This window comes from Nocardiopsis sp. TSRI0078 (genome assembly GCF_001905145.1).
Classification (GTDB): Bacteria; Actinomycetota; Actinomycetes; order Streptosporangiales; family Streptosporangiaceae; genus Nocardiopsis.
In genome coordinates this window covers 414,508-433,775 of the sequence record NZ_LWLB01000033.1, presented here as the reverse complement: position 1 = coordinate 433,775, position 19,268 = coordinate 414,508, and the positions used below count along the sequence as shown (strand labels likewise).

The window sequence follows — 19,268 nt, the reverse complement described above, 5'->3', positions numbered from 1 at the left end:
GCGGTCGTTCCTCAGTCACGGCCCCGTCCGGCCGAGATCAGCCGGGCGAGCCGCTTGCGGTCGACCTTGCCGTTGCCGTTGGTGGGCAGGTCGTCGAACCGGGTGCAGACCCGGGGGATCTTGTACTCCTCGATCTCCGCGCGCATCCTCACCAGGACCTCCTCCCTGGGGATGGCGGCGATGACCGCGAGCTGGGCGGGGCTGCGGCCCTCCGGCGGGAGGACGATCGCGGAGGTCACGCCGTCGACCCGGTGGGCGGCCGCCTCGACCTCGGTCGCGCTGACCCGGAAGCCGCGCTCCTTGTAGATGTCGTCCCTGCGGCCGTCGAAGTACAGGTAGCCGTCCTCGTCCTGCCATCCGTAGTCGCCCGTCCGCAGCTCCGGGAAGAGCCCGTCCCGGCGGTGGAAGCGCTCGGCCGTCAGCTCCTCGCGCCTCCAGTAGCCGGCCATGACGTTGGGGCCGCGTACCACGATCTGGCCGGTCTCACCGGGCGGGAGCCGCTCACCGTCGGGGCCGGTGACGAAGACCTCGGTCCCGTCCAGCGGCAGGCCGCACGAGCCCGGATGGTCCAGGTCGCCGTCGGGCGGCATGATGGTGGCACGCTTGCACTCGGTCAGGCCGTACATCACCTGCACCCGCAGCCCGGGAAGAGAGCTCCTCAGTGAGGCGACGGTCTTCTCCGAGAGCGCGGCGCCGGTGTTGGTGAGCAGGCGCAGGGAGGTGGGCCTGTGCTCGGTGCGGGCCGCCAGCCACGCCAGCCGGTCGGAGACGGCGGGCACACCGGCCAGGACGGTCGCCCCGCTCTCGACCAGGCTGCGCAACAGCGGCGGCCCGGATTCGGCGGCCGTGCCGAAACGCAGCCGCGCCCCGGCCAGCAGCACCAGGTAGACCTGGTAGAGCCCGTAGTCGAAGGAGACCGGCAGCGGGCAGTACACCGTGTCGTCGGACCGGTAGGACAGACGCCGCTGGATGGCCCGGGCGGAGAACAGCACCTGCTGGTGCGTGCTCACCACGGCCTTGGGCCGGGAGGTGGTGCCGGAGGTGTAGATCATGCACACCGGGTCCACCTCCAGCGCCCGGTCGTGGCCGGAGCCGGCGGGCGCGGGGGCCCGAGCGGGCCCGCCGTCCGTGCCGAGCAGCTCGTCCGTGGTCAGGAAGTCGGCGCCCCCCGCGGTGGCCTCGTCCTCGGCCTCGTCGGTGTCGCAGACCACGACCGCGGGCTCGCAGTCCTTGAGGACGTGGGACAGGGCGCCGTCGCGAACGCTCTCGTGCAGGAGGCTGAACACCCCGCCGACGCGGGAGACGGCGAAGAGCGCGGAGACGGCCGCCAGCGGGTTCCCGGTCCGCACGACCACCCGGTCCGCGCGCCTCACGCCGCGTGCACGCAGGTGGTGGGCGATGCGGGTGCTGGTGTCGGCGAGCTCGCCGAGGCCGGTGGCCTGGTCGCGGAAGGACAGGAAGGGGGTGTGCGGGTCGCGCTCGGCCGCCCGGTCGAGCAGGTCGTGCAGTAGTCGCGGCTCGGTGTTCACGGGGACTCCTTCTTTCTCACTGCTTCGTGGGGGACCACGGTCGTGGCCGTCGCGGCGCACACGAGCCGGGGTTCGGGGAGGAGGCGTGCCGCGCTGGGACGCGTCCCGGGATCGGCGGCGATCACCTTGTGGGCGGTCATCTCCACGACCCTGCGCAACCGGGTCCGGCGCACGAGGCGGCCGCGGACCTCCAGGTAGTCGCCGGGCGAGACGGGAGCGGTGAAGCGCACGTCCGAGTAGGCGGCCAGCAGGCCCTCGTCCCCGTCCTCCCGGACGGTGATCTCGGTGACCAGGTCGCCGAACAGGCGCAGGACGCGGGCGCCCTCCACCACGTTCCCGCCGTAGTAGGCGTCGGCCTCGTTCAGGCGCACCCGCAGGAACGCCGTGGTCTCGCCGGCCTCCCGGTCCTCGTCCGCCGGGGCGGCGGGCGCTTCCCGCCGCTCGGTCCGTTCAGTGGTGGTGCTCATGTGCTCCTACCTCCTTCTCGTCGTCAGGGCCGGTCCGCGGGGGCCGCGGTGCGTCGGTTCCACGCACGCACAGGGCCACGGCGACGACGACGTTCTCCTTGTGTGAGATCGACAGGGACACGGGGGGCAGGCCCATCCGCGCGGCCTCCCCGAGGAAGACGACCCTTGGTGCGCCCCCCTCCTCCCGGACCACCCAGATGTCGCGCGGCGCCACCCCCTGGAGCAGTCCGTGTCCCAGTGCCTTGAGGACCGCCTCCTTGGCGGCGAAGCGCCCCGACAGGAACTCCGCCCGGCGCCGCGTACCCATGCCGGCGGCCTCCTCCACCTCGCCCGGCGCGTACCCGAAGCGCAGGAACCACGGTCGGCGCGTGAGCCGGTCCAGTTCGCGCCGGTCCAGGACGTCGACGCCGACGCGCAGGGCGGTGGAGCCGGTGCCCGTGCTCACCGGAGGTCGACGAGACGCTGCCTGCCCAGCAGGTCTCCGGTGGTGTCGGGGAGCCGCACCAGGTGGGCGCGGCCCCGGTGGACCATGACCTCGGCGGGATAGCCGTGGCTGAGGAACAGCCCGGGTGAGGCGGTGGGCCCGTAGGCGCCCGAGCGCCCGATTCCGAGCAGGTCGCCCGCACGCAGCTCGGGCAGGACGACCTTCTTGGCGATGAGGTCGTTGGGCGTGCACAGCGGCCCGGTGACGGAGTACTCGTGCGTGGCGGACGACTCCGCCGGGCCGAGGCGGCGCACGGGGAAGTTCCGCTTGGCGAAGCTGCCGACGCCCACGGCGGCCATGTGGTGGTTGGTCCCCCCGTCGGCCACGGCGAACAGTTCACCCATGGACTCCTTGACCTCGCGTACGCGCACCACGTAGGTGCCCGACGCGGCGGTCAGGTAGCGTCCGGACTCCATCATCAGGCGGCAGCGGGGGTTGCGGCCGCGGAAGTCGGCGATCGCCTCGTGCATGCCCCGGCCCAGGGCCGCCATGTCCGGATCGCCCTCGCCCGCGAAGTAGGCGACGCCGAGGCCGCCGCCGAAGTCCACCGACTCCAGGTCGATCCCCAGGTCGGCGGCGAGGGACTCGGCCAGGCCGAGGATGCGCTCGGTGTTGCGGACGACACTGGTGTGGTCGAGGAACCTCGTGCCCATGTAGGCGTGGATTCCCGTGATCCGGACGCCGGCGAGGTCGCCCAGACGGTGCTTGGCGTCGCGTACCACCGCCTCGTCGATCCCGAACTGGCGGGGTTTGCCGCCCATGGCCAGGCCCTGTCCCTTGGCGGCGAAGGACGGGTTCACCCTGAGCATCACCGGAAAGGGCGCCGAACCGCGCTGGCCGACCAGCGCGTCGACGCGTTCCACCTCGTCCAGGGACTCGCAGACCAGTGCCGCGATCCCCGCGTCCAGGCATGCCTCCAGTTCCTGGTGCGACTTTCCCGGTCCGAGGAAGATGACGTCCTCGGGTGCGATCCCCGCCCGCAGCGCGGTGACGAGTTCGGCGTGGGAGCTGACCTCGGCGCCGGCGCCGAGTGAGCCGAGCAGCGCGCAGACGCTGACGTTCGGGTTGGCCTTGAGGGAGTACATGATGTCGACGCCCTCGGGGAGCGCCCGTCTGAGGGCGGCGTAGGAGCGTTCGGCGGTCTGGGCGTCGTAGACGAAGAGCGGGGTTCCGAACTCCTCCGCGAGTCGTGCGTGGTCGGGTCCGGGGGACTCGGTGGTGGGCACCTTTCACCTTCCGTCGGTCGTGCGTGGGATGTGGCGGACCGCTTCGGCCCCTACTGCCAGCCCGAGTCGCCCGACTGGAGGCCGGTGCCGACCGACTGCCAGCCGGAGTCGTCGGAGGTGACCGCGGAGGCGGTCCGGAGCGTTTCCGCGCCGCCGTCCGCCGCCACAGCGGGAGAAAATCCCGCGAGAGCCGAGAAGGCGATAACGAATGTGGAGGAAACTGCCACGGAAAGAGCGTTCACACGAATGGACACTGGTATTTCCCTTCTTGCCTGCTGCTGCCCCTGCGATGTCCATTATGAGCACAGCCGCGAAATGAAGTGAAGGATCCAGCCGTGTCCTAAACGGTCCATGGCCCCTTTTGTCCACCCCTCGGCGGCCCCGGGGGCCGCACGGCTACACCCCTTCCCCAGGCCAGTCCCCGCCGTCGTCGATGAGGGGGACCTCCGCCCTGAAAAGCTGGTGATCAGCGAGTTCAGGGTGCCGTTCGGCGGCCCGGCCCCACAGGAGGGCCGCCGTGCGCTCGGCCCCGGCGAGGTCCGGGGAAAGGAGGAAGAGCCCGATCACGGGGTCGGCCCCGGGCTTTTCACTGACACTCACGTGTTCGAGACCGTCCTCCGCGCGTGCGCTGGAGTAGAGCATTTCCCGGACATCGCCGGGGAACTCCCGACCCTCCACGGAGGGAAGGAAAGAGAGTTGGACCAGGTACATGGTGTGACCTCGATTTGAACATCACCCCATTGACCGGGGTGGAACCCTGGGCAGCGCAGCGAAGGGTGAAAGTCTTTTTAGCAGGTAATAGCAGTTTTTTCAAAGAGACCCGGAGCCACGCTTTTGTTCCGGCGCCGGCCGGACGCCGCCAATACGGCCGGGGGAGGTTTCGACGGTGGGGGGCGGTCCCGAGCCGCTGGGGGAGCACGTCCGCGGCGTGCCGGGGCCGCGGAGCGGGTAACGGACGACCACGGGCCCCGAGGACCCGCGCACCCGTTCCCTCCCCACCTCCCGGAGCAACCGTGAAGCCGTACGCCGACACCCCCGTGCGAATGTCCCTCCAGATCGCCGCCGACCTGCTCGCCCTGGCCTGGGTGTACCTGTGGGTCGGTGCGGCGCTGTCGCTGCGCGAGGTCCTCATGGCCCTGGAGCGCCCCGGCGAGCTGATGGTGAGCACCGGCGAGGGCTTCAGCGAGCACATGGACAGCGCGGCCGGACAGGCCCTGAAGGTGCCCCTGGCCGGGGACGCCCTGGCCACCCCGTTCACCAGCATGAGCGGGACCGGCGAGACCCTTTCCGCCGCGGGCGCGTCCTTCCAGGAGTCGGTGGCCTCGCTCGGGCTGACCCTGCCGCTGCTCACCGCGGCGCTGCCGCTACTGCTGCTCGCCGCGACGTGGCTGCCCGCACGTGTGCGGTGGATGCGCCAGGCCGGTTCCGTCCGGCGGATGCGCGGACTCGCACCCGAGGCGCGGTCCCGGCTGCTGGCCCTGCGCGCCCTTTCGTCGGTGTCCCCGTCCAGGCTCGCCGACGTGCACGAGGACCCGGCGGGCGCCTGGCACTCCGGCGACCGGGAGGCGGTGCGCGAGCTGGCCTCCCTGGAACTGCGCCGCCTGGGACTGCGCGGGCTTTGAGGAGTCCGGCTCCCCGTCGGGGTACCGTCGAGAGTGTCCATCCCCGGCCGGCGGCCCGGAACGGACGGTGCCCTCACACGGGGTCCTCGGCCACAGCCGTACCGCCTTCCACACCGGGATGGGCGCTGCTCCGGAGCCGACCGCACACCCAGGAGACCGCATGCACCTGTCCGCGCTGTTGGACTTCGACGCCGTACCCCTGGACACCGACGACGCCGTATCCCTCCTGTTGGAGGTCACCGCTCCCGAACGCGAGGAGGACGCCGAACGCCCGCCCGCGACGCTGCAGGTCGTGCTGGACCGCAGCGGCTCCATGGGCGACGGGAGACTGGAGGGGGTGGTGCGGGCGCTGCTCGACCTGGTGGACCGCATGTCCCCCTCCGACAACTTCGGGCTGGTGTCCTTCGACCACCAGGCCCGCGTCGAGATCCCGTGCGGGCCGCTGGACGACAAGGCCGGGGTGCGCCGCACGATCTCGGAGCTGCGCGCGTCGGGGGGCACGGACCTGTCCAGCGGTCTGCTGCGCGGCGTGCAGGAGGCCCGCCGCGCCAGCGCCGACAGGGGTGCCACCCTGCTGCTGGTCTCCGACGGGCACACCAACCAGGGTGTCACCGACCACGGCCTGCTCCAGCAGGTGGCGGGCGACGCCTACGCGCACGGGGTCACCACCACGACCCTGGGGTACGGGCTGGGCTACGACGAGGAACTGCTCGGTGCGGTGGCCGACGGCGGCGCGGGCAGCGCGCTGTTCGCCGAGGACCCCGACACCGCGGTCGGCCTCATCGCCCAGGAGGCCGACTACCTGCTGTCGAAGACCGTCCAGGCCGTGTCGCTGCGGATTCCGGTCGACCCGCACCTGCGCGGCGTCGGCGTGGCGGGTGAGATGCCCTCCCACCAGCTGTCGGACCGGTCGGTGGTGGTGGAACTGGGCGACTTCCACTCCGGTGAGAAGCGACGGCTGCTCCTGCACCTGGACGTCCCCGGGAAGGCCTCCCTGGGCACGGCCACCGTCACCACGCTGGAGGCCACCTACGTGGACCCGGCGACACTGACCACCTACACCGCGGCCCTGCCCGTCACGGTCAACGTGGTTCCGGGGCAGGAGGCGACCGATCGGGTGCCCCGGCCCGAGGTGCGCACGGAGGAGGCCCTGCAGCGGGCGCAGACCGCCAAACGCGAGGCCAGTGAGGCCATGCGCCGGGGCGACCGCGTCGCCGCCGTCGACAGGCTGGAACGGGCCCGGCGCGATCTGCTGGAGCCGTCCGCGTCCCAGGACGAGGAAGCGGGTGCGGCGCCGGTGTCCGCTTCCGCGGAGGTGACCGCGCAGGCCACCGAGCTGCGGCGGATGGCGCGGATGGCGCGCAACGAGGACGCCTCCCGGGCCTCCAAGACGCTGTTCGCCAGCCAGGCGGGCCACTCGCGCAAGAGCGGCCGCCAGCGGCCGCCGCGGTCCGGCGGACGGCAGACCGGGGACGGCGACCGCGGTTCGGGCGGTCGGGGGCGCCGCATCCGGGGCGAGCAGACCGACAGGGGCCGTCCCACCCTCGACGAGGGGGACACGCCCCCGCCGACGTACTGAACCGGGCCGCGGCGCACGAACGCCCCGGCGGGCGCGGCCTGCCGGGGCGTTCGGACACGGTGTGGCGGATGCGGCGGCTCCTCCCGCCGTGCCGCTACCTCTGGGAGGACTGGGCGGAGGCGAGCGCTCCGCGCACCGCGTCCGGGAGCTTCTCCTCCAGGAAGCGGGCCATGTCCTCCTCCTGGTGCAGGATGGAGGTCAGCTTGAGCGCGATCTGCTCCTCGCCCAGCGCGTGGGCGGACTCGATCAGCGCGCGGTACGAGGCGATCTCGAAGTGCTCGGCCGCGTAGTCGGCGAGGGCGTTCTTGACCATCGTGTCGCCCGCGGGCTTGTTCGCCATGCCCTGCGCGGCGCCCATCATCCCGGACAGCGCGCTCTTGACCTTCGAGACGCTGCCGCCCAGGGACTCGATGCACCCCTTGACCGTCTCCGCCTGGCTACGCGTCTCGTCGATGTGGCGGGTGATGCGCGCGTGAACCTCAGGCTCGCCCTCCGCGTCCTTGGCGTGGCGCTCCAGGGTCTCCTCCAGCGACTTTTCCATCGCATAGGCGTCGTTGAGCCAGGAGATGAACTGCTCACGGGCATCCACTGTGCGTCCCCCTCAGGTTGCGGTCCGACATGTCCTCAGCACCGCGGCTACCCCGGCGGCCCGGCCGCAAACCCGTCAGGGCACCTGGTAGGAGGAGTCGCGTACGTCGGTGACGGCCATGTGGCCGGGGGCGTGGCCGATGGCGAACTCCGGCGCGGAGGCGGCCACGGCGGCCTGCGGGGTGACCCCGCACGCCCAGAAGAGCGGGATCTCCCCGGGGCGCACCTCCACCGGGTCGCCGTAGTCGGGCCTGCCCAGGTCCTCGATGCCCAGCGCGGCGGGGTCGCCCACGTGCACCGGGGCGCCGTGGACCGCCGGGTAGCGCGAGGTGACGCGCACCGCGTCGGCCACCCGGTCGGCGGGGACCGGCCGCATGGACACCACCAGCGGGCCGCGGAACCGACCCGCCGGACGGCACATCCGGTTGGTGGTGTACATGGCGACGTTGCCGCCCGTCTCGATGTGGCGGACCGGGACACCGGCCTCCAGCAGCGGCGCCTCGAACGTGAAGCTGCACCCGATGAGGAAGGCCACCAGGTCCTCCCGCCACAGGTCGGTGACGTCGGTGCGCTCCTCCACCAGCTCGCCGTCGCGGTAGACCCGGTAGGCGGGCAGGTCCGTGCGCAGGTCGCCGTCGAAGACCGAGGCGCTGGTCTCCCCCGGCTCGGTGACGTCCAGGACCGGGCAGGGCTTGGGGTTGCGCTGGGCGAACAGCAGGAGGTCGAAGGCCGCCTCGCGGGGGAGGGCGATGAGGTTGGCCTGCGCGTATCCCGCGCTGTATCCGGAGGTGGGGACCCGCAGCCCGTCGCGGAACAGCGCGCGGGCGCGGGCCGGGGAGAGGTCGGCCGGCGGGGTCATCGTTTCCTGCCCTTCGTTCCTTGCGGGGTCTGGTTCGGGGTCCGGTCCGGGGCCGCCCGGACCGTCAGAGGGTGAAGCGGACGCGGGTGCCCGGACGCGCCTGGGCCGCCCCGGGCAGGTCCTCCGAGCACACGACGGCCACCACCGGGTAGCCGCCGGTCACGGGGTGGTCGGCCAGGAACAGCACCGGTTCACCGCCGGGCGGGACCTGGACCGATCCCGCGACCATGCCCTCGCTGGGGAGTTCGCCCGTGCGGGCGCGTTCCAGGACGGGGCCGGACAGGCGGGCGCCGACCCTGTCGCTGCGGGGGGTCACCTCGTACCGGCCCGACAGCAGCGTGTCGACGGCCCTCTCGGTGAACCAGTCGTCGCGCGGGCCCAGGACGACCCGCAGGACCGCCTCGGGTCCGCCGACGGGCGCGGTGGGGGCGTGGTCCGTGTTCGGCGGCGCGGCGGGCGCGGGTCCGACCGGGAGCAGCGCCCCGGGCACGGGGAGGTCGGGGCCCAGGCCGGCCAGGACGTCGGTACTGCGCGAGCCCAGGACCGGCGGGACGTCCACCCCGCCGCGCACCCCCAGGTAGGAGCGCAGCCCCCGCTCGGGCACGCCCATGGCCAGCTCCGCGCCGTCGGGCAGGTGCAGCACCGTGTTGGCGGCCGCGCCGCGCCCGTCCACCCGCAGGGGTGCCTCCGCGCCGGTGACGGCGACCGTCACCGGGCCGCGGGCGCGCACGCGCAGTCCGCCCAGGGTGGTCTCCAGGGTGGCGGCGTCCCGGGGGTTGGCGAGCAGCCGATTGGCCAGGGCGTGGGAGGCGGCGTCGGCGGCACCGGAGCGGCCCACGCCCAGGCCGGCGTGGCCGAACCGGCCCGTGTCCTGGACCGTGGTCATGGGTCCGGCGGCCAGGACCTCCAGGGCGCGGGTCCGGACACCGCTCATGATGCCTCCGCCTCGGTGAAGCGCACACGGACACCGGGTCTGAGCAGGCCGGGCGGCTCGCGGTCCAGGTCCCAGATCCTGGCGTCGGTGCGGCCGAGCAGCTGCCAGCCCCCGGGCGAGCTGCGCGGGTACACCCCCGTGAACTCCCCGGCCAGCGCCACCGACCCCGCGGGCACGCGGGTGCGCGCCTCTCCGCGCCGGGGCACGTGCAGGCGCGGGTCGTCGCCGACCATGTAGCCGAACCCGGGCGCGAAACCGCAGAACGCGACGGTCCAGACGGCGCCGGTGTGCGCCTCGACCACCCCGCGCCTGGTCAGGCCGGTCAGCTCGGCGACGTCGTCCAGGTCCTCACCGTCGTAGGACACCGGGATGGTGACGGTCTCGCCGGGACCCTGGTCGGCCCCGGGTTCGAGCGGGAGTCCGGTGACGGCCTCGGCGACCGCGTCCGGGTCGGTGCCGGGCTCGACGCGCAGCAGCAGTGTGCGGGCGGCCGGGACGACGTCGGCGACGCCGGGGACGGGGTTCGCCTCCAGGGCGGCGCGCAGCGCGATCACCTCGGCCAGGTCGGCGACCTCCACGAGCACACCGGTGTCGGCGCACCTCAGGAAACGCACGGGGACTCCTCGGCGTGGTCGCGGTACGGGGCGGAGCGGGCGGACCTGGTGCCTGCGGGGATCACGCGCCCTCCCCCGTGAAGGGTGCGACGGTGACACCCTCGGCGCGCAGCCTCCCGGCCACGGCCCGGGCGATGTCCACCGCTCCGGGGCTGTCGCCGTGCACGCACAGGGAGTCGGCCTCGACACGGATCCGGGTGCCGTCGACCGCCTCGACCGGCTCGCCGCGGGCGATGCGCAGGCAGCGTTCGGCGATCTCCTCCGGATCGTGCAGCACGGCGCCGGGCTCGCGCCGGGGCACCAGTTCGCCCTCCGGGGTGTAGGCACGGTCGGCGAACGCCTCTTGGTGGGTGGGTAGTCCGGCCTCCTCCGCCAGGCGCAGGAACTCGGAGCCGGGCAGGCCGAGCACGGGGAGGCCGGGGTCGAAGGCCCGCACGGCCGCGACGACCGCGGCGGCCTGCTTCTCGTGGCGCACGATCGCGTTGTAGAGCGCGCCGTGCGGCTTGACGTAGCGGATGCGGTCCCCGGCCAGGCGGGTGAACGCGGACAGGGCGCCGAGCTGGTAGAGGACCTCGTCGGTCAGTTCGTCGGGCGGCACGTCGACGAAGCGGCGGCCGAAGCCGGCCAGGTCGCGGTAGCCCACGTGCGCACCGACGGCCACGCCCCCGGCCGCGGCCTCGCGTGTGGTGCGGCGCAGCACGGACGGGTCGCCGGCGTGGAATCCGCAGGCGACGTTGGCGCTGGTGACGATGGACAGCAGGGCCCGGTCGTCACCGAGCTCCCAGCGGCCGAAGCCCTCGCCGAGGTCGGAGTTGAGGTCGATGCGCAACGTCGGTGCTCCCTCGTTCTTCTTCTGGTCCCTCACGGGGTTCCTACCCCGCCCGGCCCGTGGACCGGGCGGGGCGGGGGGGACGGTCGGGTGCGGGGCGCGGCCGCTCCGGCGGCGGACCGGCACGGCCCGCGCCCTTCGGCTCCTACTGCCAGAGGGCGGCGATACCGCCCAGCGAGTTGACCGCCATGTAGGCGGTGAGCGCCCAGGCGGCGACGCCGACGATGATGAGCCGACGCGGGTAGCGGTAGCCGCCCAGCAGGTCGCCGGAGCGGCGGGCCGCGACCCACAGCATGACGCCGAGGCCGACCGGCAGGATCACGCCGTTCAGCGCACCGGCCAGGATCAGCAGCGTGTTCGGGGCCTGCCCGGACAGCAGCAGGATCCCCAGCGAGACGCCGATGAACACGGTGACCAGGACGCCGCGGCGCCTCTCCAGCCACGGGTGGAAACTCGTGACGAAGGAGACCGAGGTGTAGGAGGCGCCGATGACGGAGCTGACCGCCGCGGCCCACATGATCATGCCGAACAGGCGCATCCCGGCCTCGCCCGCGGCCTGGCGGAAGGCCTCGGCGGAGGGGTTGGCGGCCGCCAGGATGTCGGCTCCGCCGGTGACGACGCCGAGGATGGCCAGGAACAGGACCACGCGCATGATCCCGGTGACGACGATGCCGGTGACGGAGGTCTGCGTGATGGCCCGGACGTTGTCGCGGCCGCCCTGGCCCGACTCGACGAGGCGGTGCACGCCCGCGTAGGTGATGTAGCCGCCGACCGTGCCGCCGATGATGGTGACCGTGGCGAGGAAGACGTCCGCGCCCAGCTGCTCGGGCAGGACGGCCTGCCTCAGGGCGTCGCCGACCGGGGGCCGGGACACGAGGGCGACGTACACGGTCAGGCAGATCATGGCCAGGCCGAGCACGATCAGGATGCGGTCGAGGGCCACGCCCAGCCTCCTGACACCGAGGATGAGGACGGCGAGGAGAGCGGAGAGGACGGCGCCGAACCTGGGGTCGAACCCGACCATCGCGTCCAGGCCGAGGCCCGTGCCCGCGAGGTTGCCGACGTTGAAGACCAGGCCGCCGAAGACGATCAGGACGGCCAGCAGGTAGCCCGCGCCGGGAACGACCTTGTTGGCCAGGTCCTGGGCGCGCATGTCGGCGATCCCGATGATCCGCCAGATGTTCAGCTGGACGGCGATGTCGACCAGGACCGAGACGAGGATCGCGAACGCGAAGGTCGCGCCGAGCTGGGCGGTGAAGGTGGTGGTCTGGGTGATGAAGCCGGGACCGATGGCACTGGTCGCCATGAGGAACATCGCGCCGAGCAGGCTGCTGCTCAGTGCGATCCGCCCGGCACGGGGACGCACTTCGGAAGGTGCGGGGGGCGTGTCGCCCATGGGGTTCTCCAGGGGGTGCGGAAAGGGGGCGGTGGCGCGATGACCGGCCGCGCCATCGTTGGATTGTTGAACGATACTTCAATACAACGATGTAGGTAAAGAGTGGGCCGACAAAACGCCAGGTCACCTGCGCCAGGGGAGTCCACACCTGCCTCACCCGCCTCAGAGACCCCTCCGGAAAGCCCGTTGGGAGGATCCGCCCATCAGATGAACCGACCTCTCCGGAGCCCTGGCCCCCCGGGAGTGCGCCGCGTCGGCGACAATGGAAAGGACCGACGCCGGCCCCGAAGGAGAACCTGTGACGGCCACGGACGCCCGCGCCGACCGGCCCACCGGCCGTACGCGCCTCCTCCCCCCGCTGCCGACCCAGGCGGAACGGGTCGCCGAGCTGCTGCGCGAGTCCCTCATCGACGGGGTGTACCCGCCGGGGCAGCGATTGTCGGAGGAGCGCCTGTGCGAGGAGTTCGGGGTCTCCCGCAACACCCTGCGCGAGGCGTTCCGGCTGCTGGTGCGCGAGCGGCTGCTGGTGCACCAGATGCACCGGGGTGTGTTCGTCGGCCTGCCGACCAGCGATGACGTCCGCGACCTGTTCAAGGCCCGCAGGATCCTGGAGCTCCCCGCGCTGCGCGGGGCGGCGGCCCCCTCCGAGGAGGCGGTGCGCCAGGTGGGCGCGGCCGTGGACGAGGGCGAGGCCGCGCGGGAGCGGGAGGACTGGTGGCGGATGGGTACCGCCAACATGCGCTTCCACCAGGCCGTCGCCGGGCTCGCGGAGAGCGCGCGGGTGAACGGGTTCATGAGCCAGGTGCTGGCCGAGACGCGGCTCGTGTTCCACGTGATGGACGCTCCCCGGGAGTTCCACGCCCCGTACCTGGACTGGAACCGCAGGATCCACACGCTGCTGGCCTCGGGTGACGCGCGGGGCGCGGCGGAGGAGCTGACGACCTACCTGGACGCCTCCGAGGACCAGCTGGTCACCGCCTTCACCGCCATGGAGGATCGGGCCTGACGGCGGCGAGCGCCGCCAGGCCCGCCCGCGACGCCGCTCCGGGTTGAGGGGACGTGCGCCGAGAGGTGTCAGGACAGCGTGTCGCGCACGCCCTCGGACACCTCGGGGTCGGTGAGGAACGAGACGTGTCCGACGCAGCCGACCCGGTGGTTGTCGGCCCCGGGAAGGGTGACGCTGGTGGAGGGCCGGACGATGAGGTCGCACAACGACCGGAAGGTCGTGTACGTGACGTCCCCGGGGGTCGGGTCGCCGGAGTTGAGCTCCTCCAGGAACTCCGACCCCACGACCACCTCCTGACACGACGGGGAGGTCTCCACGCACGGCAGCCGCACGAGGGAGCCCTCGTTGGGCCCGGCGAGCGAGACCCAGTCGTCGACGTCCTCGTGCCCGCCGAGGAACCTCAGGTACCAGCGGGAGGACAGCCCGCCCATGGAGTGGGTGACCAGGTCCACCGCGTCGTGTCCGGTCTCGTCGAGGATCCTGTCGACCTCCTGTCCGATCAGCCGGGCGGTCACCTCGTTGGAGGCGTCGTAGTCGTAGCTGATGGTGTACAGCCGGTCGCCGTCCCATCCGTGGTCGGTGAGGTCGGCGATCATCGGGTCCCAGTTGTCCCCGCTCCCGCCGTAGCCGTGCACGAAGAGGACGGGGTCGCGCTCCTGGGCGTGGGCGGTCGCCGGGGCCATGACCGCGAAGGCCAGGGTCAGCGCGGCGAGGACGGGTGCGAGGGAGGATCGCATCGTCGGCTCCTTTCCGTAGGGGAGCCCTGATTGTCCGTGACGACCGCTCCGGCGCGCATCAGGCGAACCACGGGCGGTCGCGCACTCCGCCTCCGTCCACCAGGACGGCACGGGAACTCGTGTTCTGCGACGGGTCCGCCGAGGGCTACGGTGTTGTGGGGCACGTCCCGGGCACCGCATCGCCCGCATGTGCCCCTCTCCTTGCCATATCCTCGCTCTGCCCCGCCTCGGGGCGACCAGATGGGAACCATGTGAGCAGCGACGACCTCCCCCTGCGGGATATCCGTCTGATCGTGACCGGAGGGGGAACGGGCGGACACACCTATCCCGCCCTCACCTCCGTCCGCGCGCTGCGGGACCGGCTGGAGGCCGTCGGCCGCAGCCTGGACGTGCTGTGGGTGGGTACGGCGGACAGTCTGGAGTCCCGGGTCGCGGCGGCCGAGGGGATCGCCTTCGAGCCGGTCGCGACCGGCAAGATCCGCCGCTCGAAGAACCCGCTCAAGCTCCTCTCCGCGGCCAACATCAGGGACATGGCCAACGTGCCCCGGGGGATCGCGCAGGCCCGGCGCCTGGTCGCCGGCTTCGCGCCCGACGCGGTGCTGGCCACCGGCGGCTACGTGGCGGTGCCCGTGGGCCTGGCCGCGAAGCTGTGCCGCCGTCCGCTCGTGGTGCACGAACAGACGGTCCGCCTGGGCCTGGCCAACAAGGTCCTCGCCCGTGTGTCGGCCCGTGTCGCCGTGTCCTCCCCGTCCACGATCGAACTGCTCCCGGGCTCCGCGCGCGCCCGCGCCGCCGTGACCGGCAACCCGGTGCGCCCGGAGGTGCTGTCCGGACAGGCCGACCTCGCCGCCGGGGAACTCGGGTTCGAGGGGCACGACCCCGCGCTCCCCACCGTCTACGTCACGGGCGGGGCGCAGGGGTCGGCGCAGATCAACGACACGGTCCGCGCCGTCCTGCCGTGGCTGCTCACGCGCGCGAACGTGGTCCACCAGTGCGGGGCGGCGAACCTGGAGGGGCTGCGCCGCGGCGCGGCCGGCCTTCCGCCCGACCTCGCCGGGCGGTACCACCTGACGGACTTCGTCGGCCCGGAGCTGCCCGACGTGCTGGCCCTGGCGGATGTGGTGGTCTCCCGCAGCGGGGCCGGGACGATCGCGGAGCTGACCGCGCTGGGCAAGGCCGCCGTGCTGGTTCCGCTCGCCTCCTCCGCGGGCGACGAGCAGCGGCACAACGCCCGCCACCTCCAGGAGTCGGGCGCCGCGGTGGCCCTGTTGGACGAGGTCACGGCGGAGGACCTCCAGAAGGCGGTGGAGCCGCTGCTGGACGACCCGCAGCGGCGTGCCGGGATCGCGGAGCGGGCCCGTGAGCACGGGCGGCCCGACGCCGCCGCCCGCCTGGTCGACGTGGTGCTGGCGGCCGCCCGGGGCTAGGACGGCCCCGTCGGACCGGACACCTGTGGGGGCGGCCCGCCCGAGGAGATCGGTGGAACCGGTGGAGGCGGGCCGCCCCGGCGGTGCGGGGCGGGGACTCCAACGGCGAGCCGCCCCACGGGGACCGGGACGGTGCGTCCCAGGAACAGCGGCCGCGAGGAGGGCCGGAACGAAGCCCCGCGGCGGACGACCGCCTCCCCCGCGCACGAACGGGCCGTGGTCGCACACCAGCCCGGACTCCACGGGTGCCCGGCCGCGGTCCGCCGCGGGCTCCCGGCCCCGGGAGGCCGGGCGCGGAAAGCCCCGTGACCGAGGTCCCGAAGTGCCATCATGAGGGCACGATGGAACTGAACGGACGCCCCGTCAGCACCGGGGAACTCGCGGGCCTCGCCCTGTACGGCTACGGCCACTTCACCACCATGCTCGTCACCGACCTGCGCGTTCGCGGGCTCGACCTGCACATGGAACGCCTGAGCCGCGACTGCCGCGCCCTCTTCGACGCCGAACTCGACATCCCCCGGGTCCGCGAGCTCGCCCGCCGCTCCGCCCGCGCGCACCCCTCCCCCTCGGTGGTGCGCGTGACCGTGTTCGACCCCCGCATGGACCTGGGCCGTCCCTCCGCCCGCCAGCTCCCGCACATCCTGGTCACCACCCGCCCCGCCCCCGGCGCCGCACCGCCGCCCGTGCGGCTGGGCACCCGGCGGTTCACCCGCGACGCCCCCCAGGTCAAGAGCACCGGCCTGTTCGGAGCGGTCCACCAGAGGCGCGCCGCCCAGCTGGACGGTTACGACGACGCCCTGTTCACGGGCGTGGACGGCCGGGTCTCGGAGGGCCCCACCTGGAACATCGGCTTCCTGGACGGCGGCGGCCTCGTCTGGCCGCAGGCCCCCTGCCTCCCGGGCGTGACGACACGGCTGGTCGAGCGGGTGGCCGGGGAGCTGGGCGTCCCGGTGAGCACCCGGCCGATCGCCGCGGCCGCGAGCACCCGCACGGCGGGCGCGTTCGTCACCAACGCCACCACCGGGGTACGGCCGGTGGCCGCCATCGACGGCGTCCACCTGCCGCAGTCGGCCCTGGTCCACAAGATCGCCGCCGCCTACTCCGGGCTTTCCGGAGAACCGCTGTGACCCGCGGGCTCCCCCGCCGGGCGGTTCCCCGCCGACCGCGCCCTGCCGGGCCACCACACGCGCGGCCCGACGTCCAGCGACAGTGCGGGCACCAGTACCGTCCGCACGAGCAGGGCGTCCACCAGGACACCGAACGCCACCAGGAACGCCAGCTGGAGCAGGAACAGCAGCGGGATCACCGCCAGCGCCGCGAAGGTCGCGGCCAGGACCACACCGGCGGAGGTGATCACCCCTCCGGTGACGGTCAGCGCGCGCAGCACGCCCTCGCGGTGCCCGTGCTCCAGGGACTCCTCCCGCGCCCGGGACATCAGGAAGATGCTGTAGTCGATCCCCAGCGCCACCAGGAACACGAAAGCGAACAGCGGCACCACCGGGTCGGCGCCGGGCAGGCCGAGCAGGTGGTCGAAGACCAGGGTTCCCACACCCAGCGCGGCCGCGAAGGACAGCACGTTGACCGCCATCAGCAGCAGCGGCGCCACCAGCGAGCGCAGCAGCGGGATGAGCACGAGGAAGACCGCGACGAGTACGAGCGGCACCACGACCGCGAAGTCGCGCTGCGCCGTCTCCAGGGTGTCCAGGTCGGTGGCGCTCACCCCGCCGACCAGTGCGTCGGCGCCCTCCACGGCGCGCAGTCCCTCGCGTAGGCCCCGCACCGCGTCCACCGCCTCGGGGGACTCGGGACCGACCGTGAGGACGGCCTCGACCAGGACGCGACCGTCCTCCTCCAGGGGCGGCGGGTCGGTCCCGGGCGGGCCTGGCTCGGTGACGGGCACGGCCCTCTCCACCCGCGGCAGCCGTTCGGCGGCCCGGACGACCTCGTCCACGCGGTCGGCGTCGGCGACCACGAGGGCGGGGGCCGCGGCGGCGTCGGAGCCGAATCCCCGTTCCAGCACCTCCTGGGCCTCCACCGCCTCCGCCTCGGTGCGGAAGACCTCGGCCTGTCCGGTTCCTCCCGCGTCGAACCGGGGCGCGAGCACCGCCGCGGCCGCCAGGGCCGCCGTGGTGAGGATCCAGTACGTCCGGGGCCTGCGGGCGACGGTCATGGCCAGGCGGCCCCAGAACCGGTGGCGGGCGACGACCTCCCCGAAGCCCCCCTCCGGTCCGGACGCCCCGTGCGGGATCGCGGGCCAGAACGCCGTGCGTCACATCGAGTGCACGAGGTAGTAGGCGGTGTCCGCGTCCCGGAACGCCTCGTCGAGGCCACCACCGCCGACGACGTCGCCCCGGACCACCTCCACGCGGTCGCGCCAGGGCTGGTCGCGCAGCTTGTCCGGGGTGCGGGCCAGGCAGCGGACCCGGTACCCGGCGTCGAGCAGCTCCGGGACCAGGCGCCCACCGATGTAGCCGGTGGCCCCGGTGACCAGGGCCGTTCCCGCCGTCATTCCTCCGTCCCGACCGTGCCGGTACGGCGGTGGCCGTCCGAAGGCCTGATGTCCGTGTCCATGTGCCGCCTCCCTCGGTGCCCTCCCGGAAAGAGTCGGTCACCGGGGCGCGCATCACAAGCCGAACCGCCTGGTCGACGGCCTCGTGTCCGTGTTCGGCGCGCCCGCTCCCGGGGAGCCCGCCGCACGTCTGGGCCCCGCCGCCGACGCCGCCCGCTCCGCGCCCTCCGGCGAACCGCTCGCCGCCGGAAGGCCTCAGGAGCGGGAGAGCCGCGTGCGCAGCGAGTACCACGCCTGGTCCGCGCTGGTCAGCGACATGGCCGCCACCGGGGTCGTCAACCCCATGGCCAGCTCCCGGTGCAGGCGCGACCCCCCGTCGAGGAAGGCCAGCACGTCCCCGAGGCGGTTGGCCGCGAACAGCCCGGCGAAGAACTCCGCTCCCCGGACCCGGCCGGTGTCCAGGGCCCGCAGCATGACCGCGTCCATGGCCAGGTGGCGGCGCCGGTGCGGCACCGGCGGCACCGGGACACGCCCCTCGGCCAGCGCCCGCGCCACGGCGGCCGTCTGGCGCCGCACCCCGCTGAACGTGTACCCCGTCGAGGGCCGGGTGGCGCCGCCCGCCGTGCCCAGCCGGAACACGCGCCGCCCCGCCCGGGGCCGGAAACGGGCGTCGGTCATCGGGATGGCCCCCTGCTCGGCGGCCGTCACCTCCACGTCCGCCAGCCCCAGCAGTCCGCAGTAGTCCTTGAGCGCGCGCTCGTACTCGGCGGTGGTGAGCGCCTCGCGGCCGAACTCGGTGTACTCCACGAGCGCCTCGCGCGGGGACAGCGGCAGCACGTAGCCGAAGGCCACCCCGGCCGGGGGCTGGGGAGGGCGCAGGTCCATCAGCACGGCCGAACCGGGGTCGAAGGCGTCGGATGAGGCACGCACGAACCATCCCCGGAAGTGCTGGAGCAGGTGGGTCCGCCCCCGCGGGACCGGCTTGGGAGGCCGCGAGTCGAACACCCACTCCGCGGTCAGGGCCGACGTCCCGCCGCCGGGCTCCCCGCCCCGGACCACGGCGTGGTCCGCGCCGTCACGGACCTCGGTGACCAGCAGCGGCAGCTGGTCCACGTGCCCGCCCGCCGAGGCGCGCACGTGCGCGTCCACGTCGGCCGACCTCAGCATCTTGTACACGTAGGGCGAGGCCGGAGAGGAGTGCTCGGACCCGTCGGCCGCCACCACCGACAGGTGTTCCCAGCGGGCGGCCAGCAGGTCGTCCCAGGGGCCGCCGTCGGGCTCCCAGAAGCACCATGTGCGCGGAGGGGGCGTGTGCGGGCCCGGCGGCGGCTCCACCAGGGCGACGCGCAGCGGTCGGCCACGTCGGTCGTTGACCCCGCGGAGCTGGTGGGTGAGGCTGAGGCCAGCGGCTCCCCCGCCGATGATCGCCACGTCGTAGTCGGCCATGTTCCCAGCATGCACC

At 73.5% G+C, this 19,268-nt stretch carries 18 protein-coding genes and 2 pseudogenes; 5 read left to right on the top strand and 15 right to left on the bottom strand.

All coding sequences use genetic code 11. The features are described from left to right. Positions 1-11: 11 nt before the first annotated feature. The 5 genes from A6A08_RS21095 to A6A08_RS21075 all read right to left on the bottom strand — a co-directional run bounded on the left by A6A08_RS21095 (position 12) and on the right by A6A08_RS21075 (position 4,417). Positions 12-1,529, bottom strand: coding sequence for a class I adenylate-forming enzyme family protein (locus A6A08_RS21095; protein WP_073704350.1), 1,518 nt, complete (start codon positions 1,527-1,529; stop codon positions 12-14). Next, entirely contained in the window at positions 1,526-1,996 is a 471-nt protein-coding gene (locus tag A6A08_RS21090) for a 3-aminobutyryl-CoA ammonia lyase (RefSeq protein ID WP_073704349.1), read from the bottom strand. The genes A6A08_RS21095 and A6A08_RS21090 overlap by 4 nt, the downstream gene beginning before the upstream one ends. Then, positions 1,980-2,441, bottom strand: coding sequence for a holo-ACP synthase (locus A6A08_RS21085; RefSeq protein ID WP_143181815.1), 462 nt, complete (start codon positions 2,439-2,441; stop codon positions 1,980-1,982). The genes A6A08_RS21090 and A6A08_RS21085 overlap by 17 nt, the downstream gene beginning before the upstream one ends. Continuing rightward, complete coding sequence (locus tag A6A08_RS21080; RefSeq protein ID WP_073704348.1) at positions 2,438-3,706, bottom strand: diaminopimelate decarboxylase; 1,269 nt, start codon at positions 3,704-3,706, stop codon at positions 2,438-2,440. The genes A6A08_RS21085 and A6A08_RS21080 overlap by 4 nt, the downstream gene beginning before the upstream one ends. 396 nt (positions 3,707-4,102) lie before the next feature. Next, positions 4,103-4,417: a hypothetical protein gene (locus A6A08_RS21075; protein WP_073704347.1), complete on the bottom strand. Its 315-nt coding sequence runs from the start codon at positions 4,415-4,417 to the stop codon at positions 4,103-4,105. 302 nt (positions 4,418-4,719) lie between these two features. On the opposite strand from A6A08_RS21075, the gene A6A08_RS21070 reads away from it, so the two are divergent. After that, positions 4,720-5,328, top strand: coding sequence for a hypothetical protein (locus tag A6A08_RS21070; RefSeq protein ID WP_073704346.1), 609 nt, complete (start codon positions 4,720-4,722; stop codon positions 5,326-5,328). A gap of 160 nt (positions 5,329-5,488) precedes the next feature. Continuing rightward, complete coding sequence (locus A6A08_RS21065) at positions 5,489-6,907, top strand: VWA domain-containing protein (RefSeq protein ID WP_073704345.1); 1,419 nt, start codon at positions 5,489-5,491, stop codon at positions 6,905-6,907. Between the two features lie 94 nt (positions 6,908-7,001). Here the strand turns inward: A6A08_RS21065 and A6A08_RS21060 are convergent, their stop codons facing one another. From A6A08_RS21060 to A6A08_RS21035, 6 genes are all read right to left on the bottom strand, one after another. Then, positions 7,002-7,496, bottom strand: coding sequence for a ferritin-like domain-containing protein (locus A6A08_RS21060; protein WP_073704344.1), 495 nt, complete (start codon positions 7,494-7,496; stop codon positions 7,002-7,004). 75 nt (positions 7,497-7,571) lie between these two features. After that, positions 7,572-8,354 carry a putative hydro-lyase gene (locus A6A08_RS21055; RefSeq protein ID WP_073704343.1) on the bottom strand — a complete coding sequence of 261 codons (783 nt, stop codon included), beginning with the start codon at positions 8,352-8,354 and terminating at the stop codon, positions 7,572-7,574. 64 nt (positions 8,355-8,418) lie between these two features. Further along, positions 8,419-9,288 (bottom strand): biotin-dependent carboxyltransferase family protein, encoded by an 870-nt coding sequence (locus tag A6A08_RS21050; protein WP_073704342.1) that lies wholly within the window; start codon positions 9,286-9,288, stop codon positions 8,419-8,421. Beyond that, a complete protein-coding gene (locus tag A6A08_RS21045) occupies positions 9,285-9,902 on the bottom strand; it encodes an allophanate hydrolase subunit 1 (RefSeq protein WP_073704341.1) in 618 nt (205 codons plus the stop codon). The genes A6A08_RS21050 and A6A08_RS21045 overlap by 4 nt, the downstream gene beginning before the upstream one ends. A 61-nt stretch (positions 9,903-9,963) precedes the next feature. Further along, positions 9,964-10,731, bottom strand: a complete 768-nt coding sequence (locus tag A6A08_RS21040) for a LamB/YcsF family protein (protein ID WP_073704403.1) — start codon at positions 10,729-10,731, stop codon at positions 9,964-9,966. A 145-nt stretch (positions 10,732-10,876) separates the two neighbouring features. Further along, positions 10,877-12,127, bottom strand: a complete 1,251-nt coding sequence (locus tag A6A08_RS21035; RefSeq protein WP_073704340.1) for an NRAMP family divalent metal transporter — start codon at positions 12,125-12,127, stop codon at positions 10,877-10,879. Positions 12,128-12,425: 298 nt separating this feature from the next. Here A6A08_RS21035 and A6A08_RS21030 point away from each other — a divergent pair, with 298 nt between their 5' ends. After that, a complete protein-coding gene (locus A6A08_RS21030; protein WP_073704339.1) occupies positions 12,426-13,133 on the top strand; it encodes a GntR family transcriptional regulator in 708 nt (235 codons plus the stop codon). Between the two features lie 68 nt (positions 13,134-13,201). Here A6A08_RS21030 and A6A08_RS21025 read toward each other — a convergent pair whose 3' ends face one another. Beyond that, entirely contained in the window at positions 13,202-13,870 is a 669-nt protein-coding gene (locus tag A6A08_RS21025; RefSeq protein ID WP_073704338.1) for a triacylglycerol lipase, read from the bottom strand. 251 nt (positions 13,871-14,121) lie between these two features. Here A6A08_RS21025 and A6A08_RS21020 point away from each other — a divergent pair, with 251 nt between their 5' ends. Next, positions 14,122-15,297 (top strand): glycosyltransferase, encoded by a 1,176-nt coding sequence (locus A6A08_RS21020; RefSeq protein ID WP_073704337.1) that lies wholly within the window; start codon positions 14,122-14,124, stop codon positions 15,295-15,297. A 341-nt stretch (positions 15,298-15,638) separates the two neighbouring features. Beyond that, the gene (locus tag A6A08_RS21015) at positions 15,639-16,424 is read left to right on the top strand and encodes an aminotransferase class IV family protein (RefSeq protein WP_073704336.1); all 786 of its coding nucleotides are present in this window, start codon (positions 15,639-15,641) and stop codon (positions 16,422-16,424) included. On the opposite strand, the pseudogene A6A08_RS21010 reads toward A6A08_RS21015, so the two are convergent. The 3 genes and pseudogenes from A6A08_RS21010 to A6A08_RS21005 all read right to left on the bottom strand — a co-directional run. Next, positions 16,394-17,566: pseudogene (locus tag A6A08_RS21010) on the bottom strand (MMPL family transporter); the annotation flags it as partial. The gene A6A08_RS21015 and the pseudogene A6A08_RS21010 sit on opposite strands and share 31 nt — an antisense overlap. 3 nt (positions 17,567-17,569) lie before the next feature. Beyond that, positions 17,570-17,806, bottom strand: a pseudogene (locus A6A08_RS28315) (NAD(P)H-binding protein); the annotation flags it as partial. A gap of 255 nt (positions 17,807-18,061) precedes the next feature. Next, a complete protein-coding gene (locus A6A08_RS21005) occupies positions 18,062-19,252 on the bottom strand; it encodes a lycopene cyclase family protein (RefSeq protein WP_073704335.1) in 1,191 nt (396 codons plus the stop codon). Positions 19,253-19,268 lie beyond the last annotated feature (16 nt).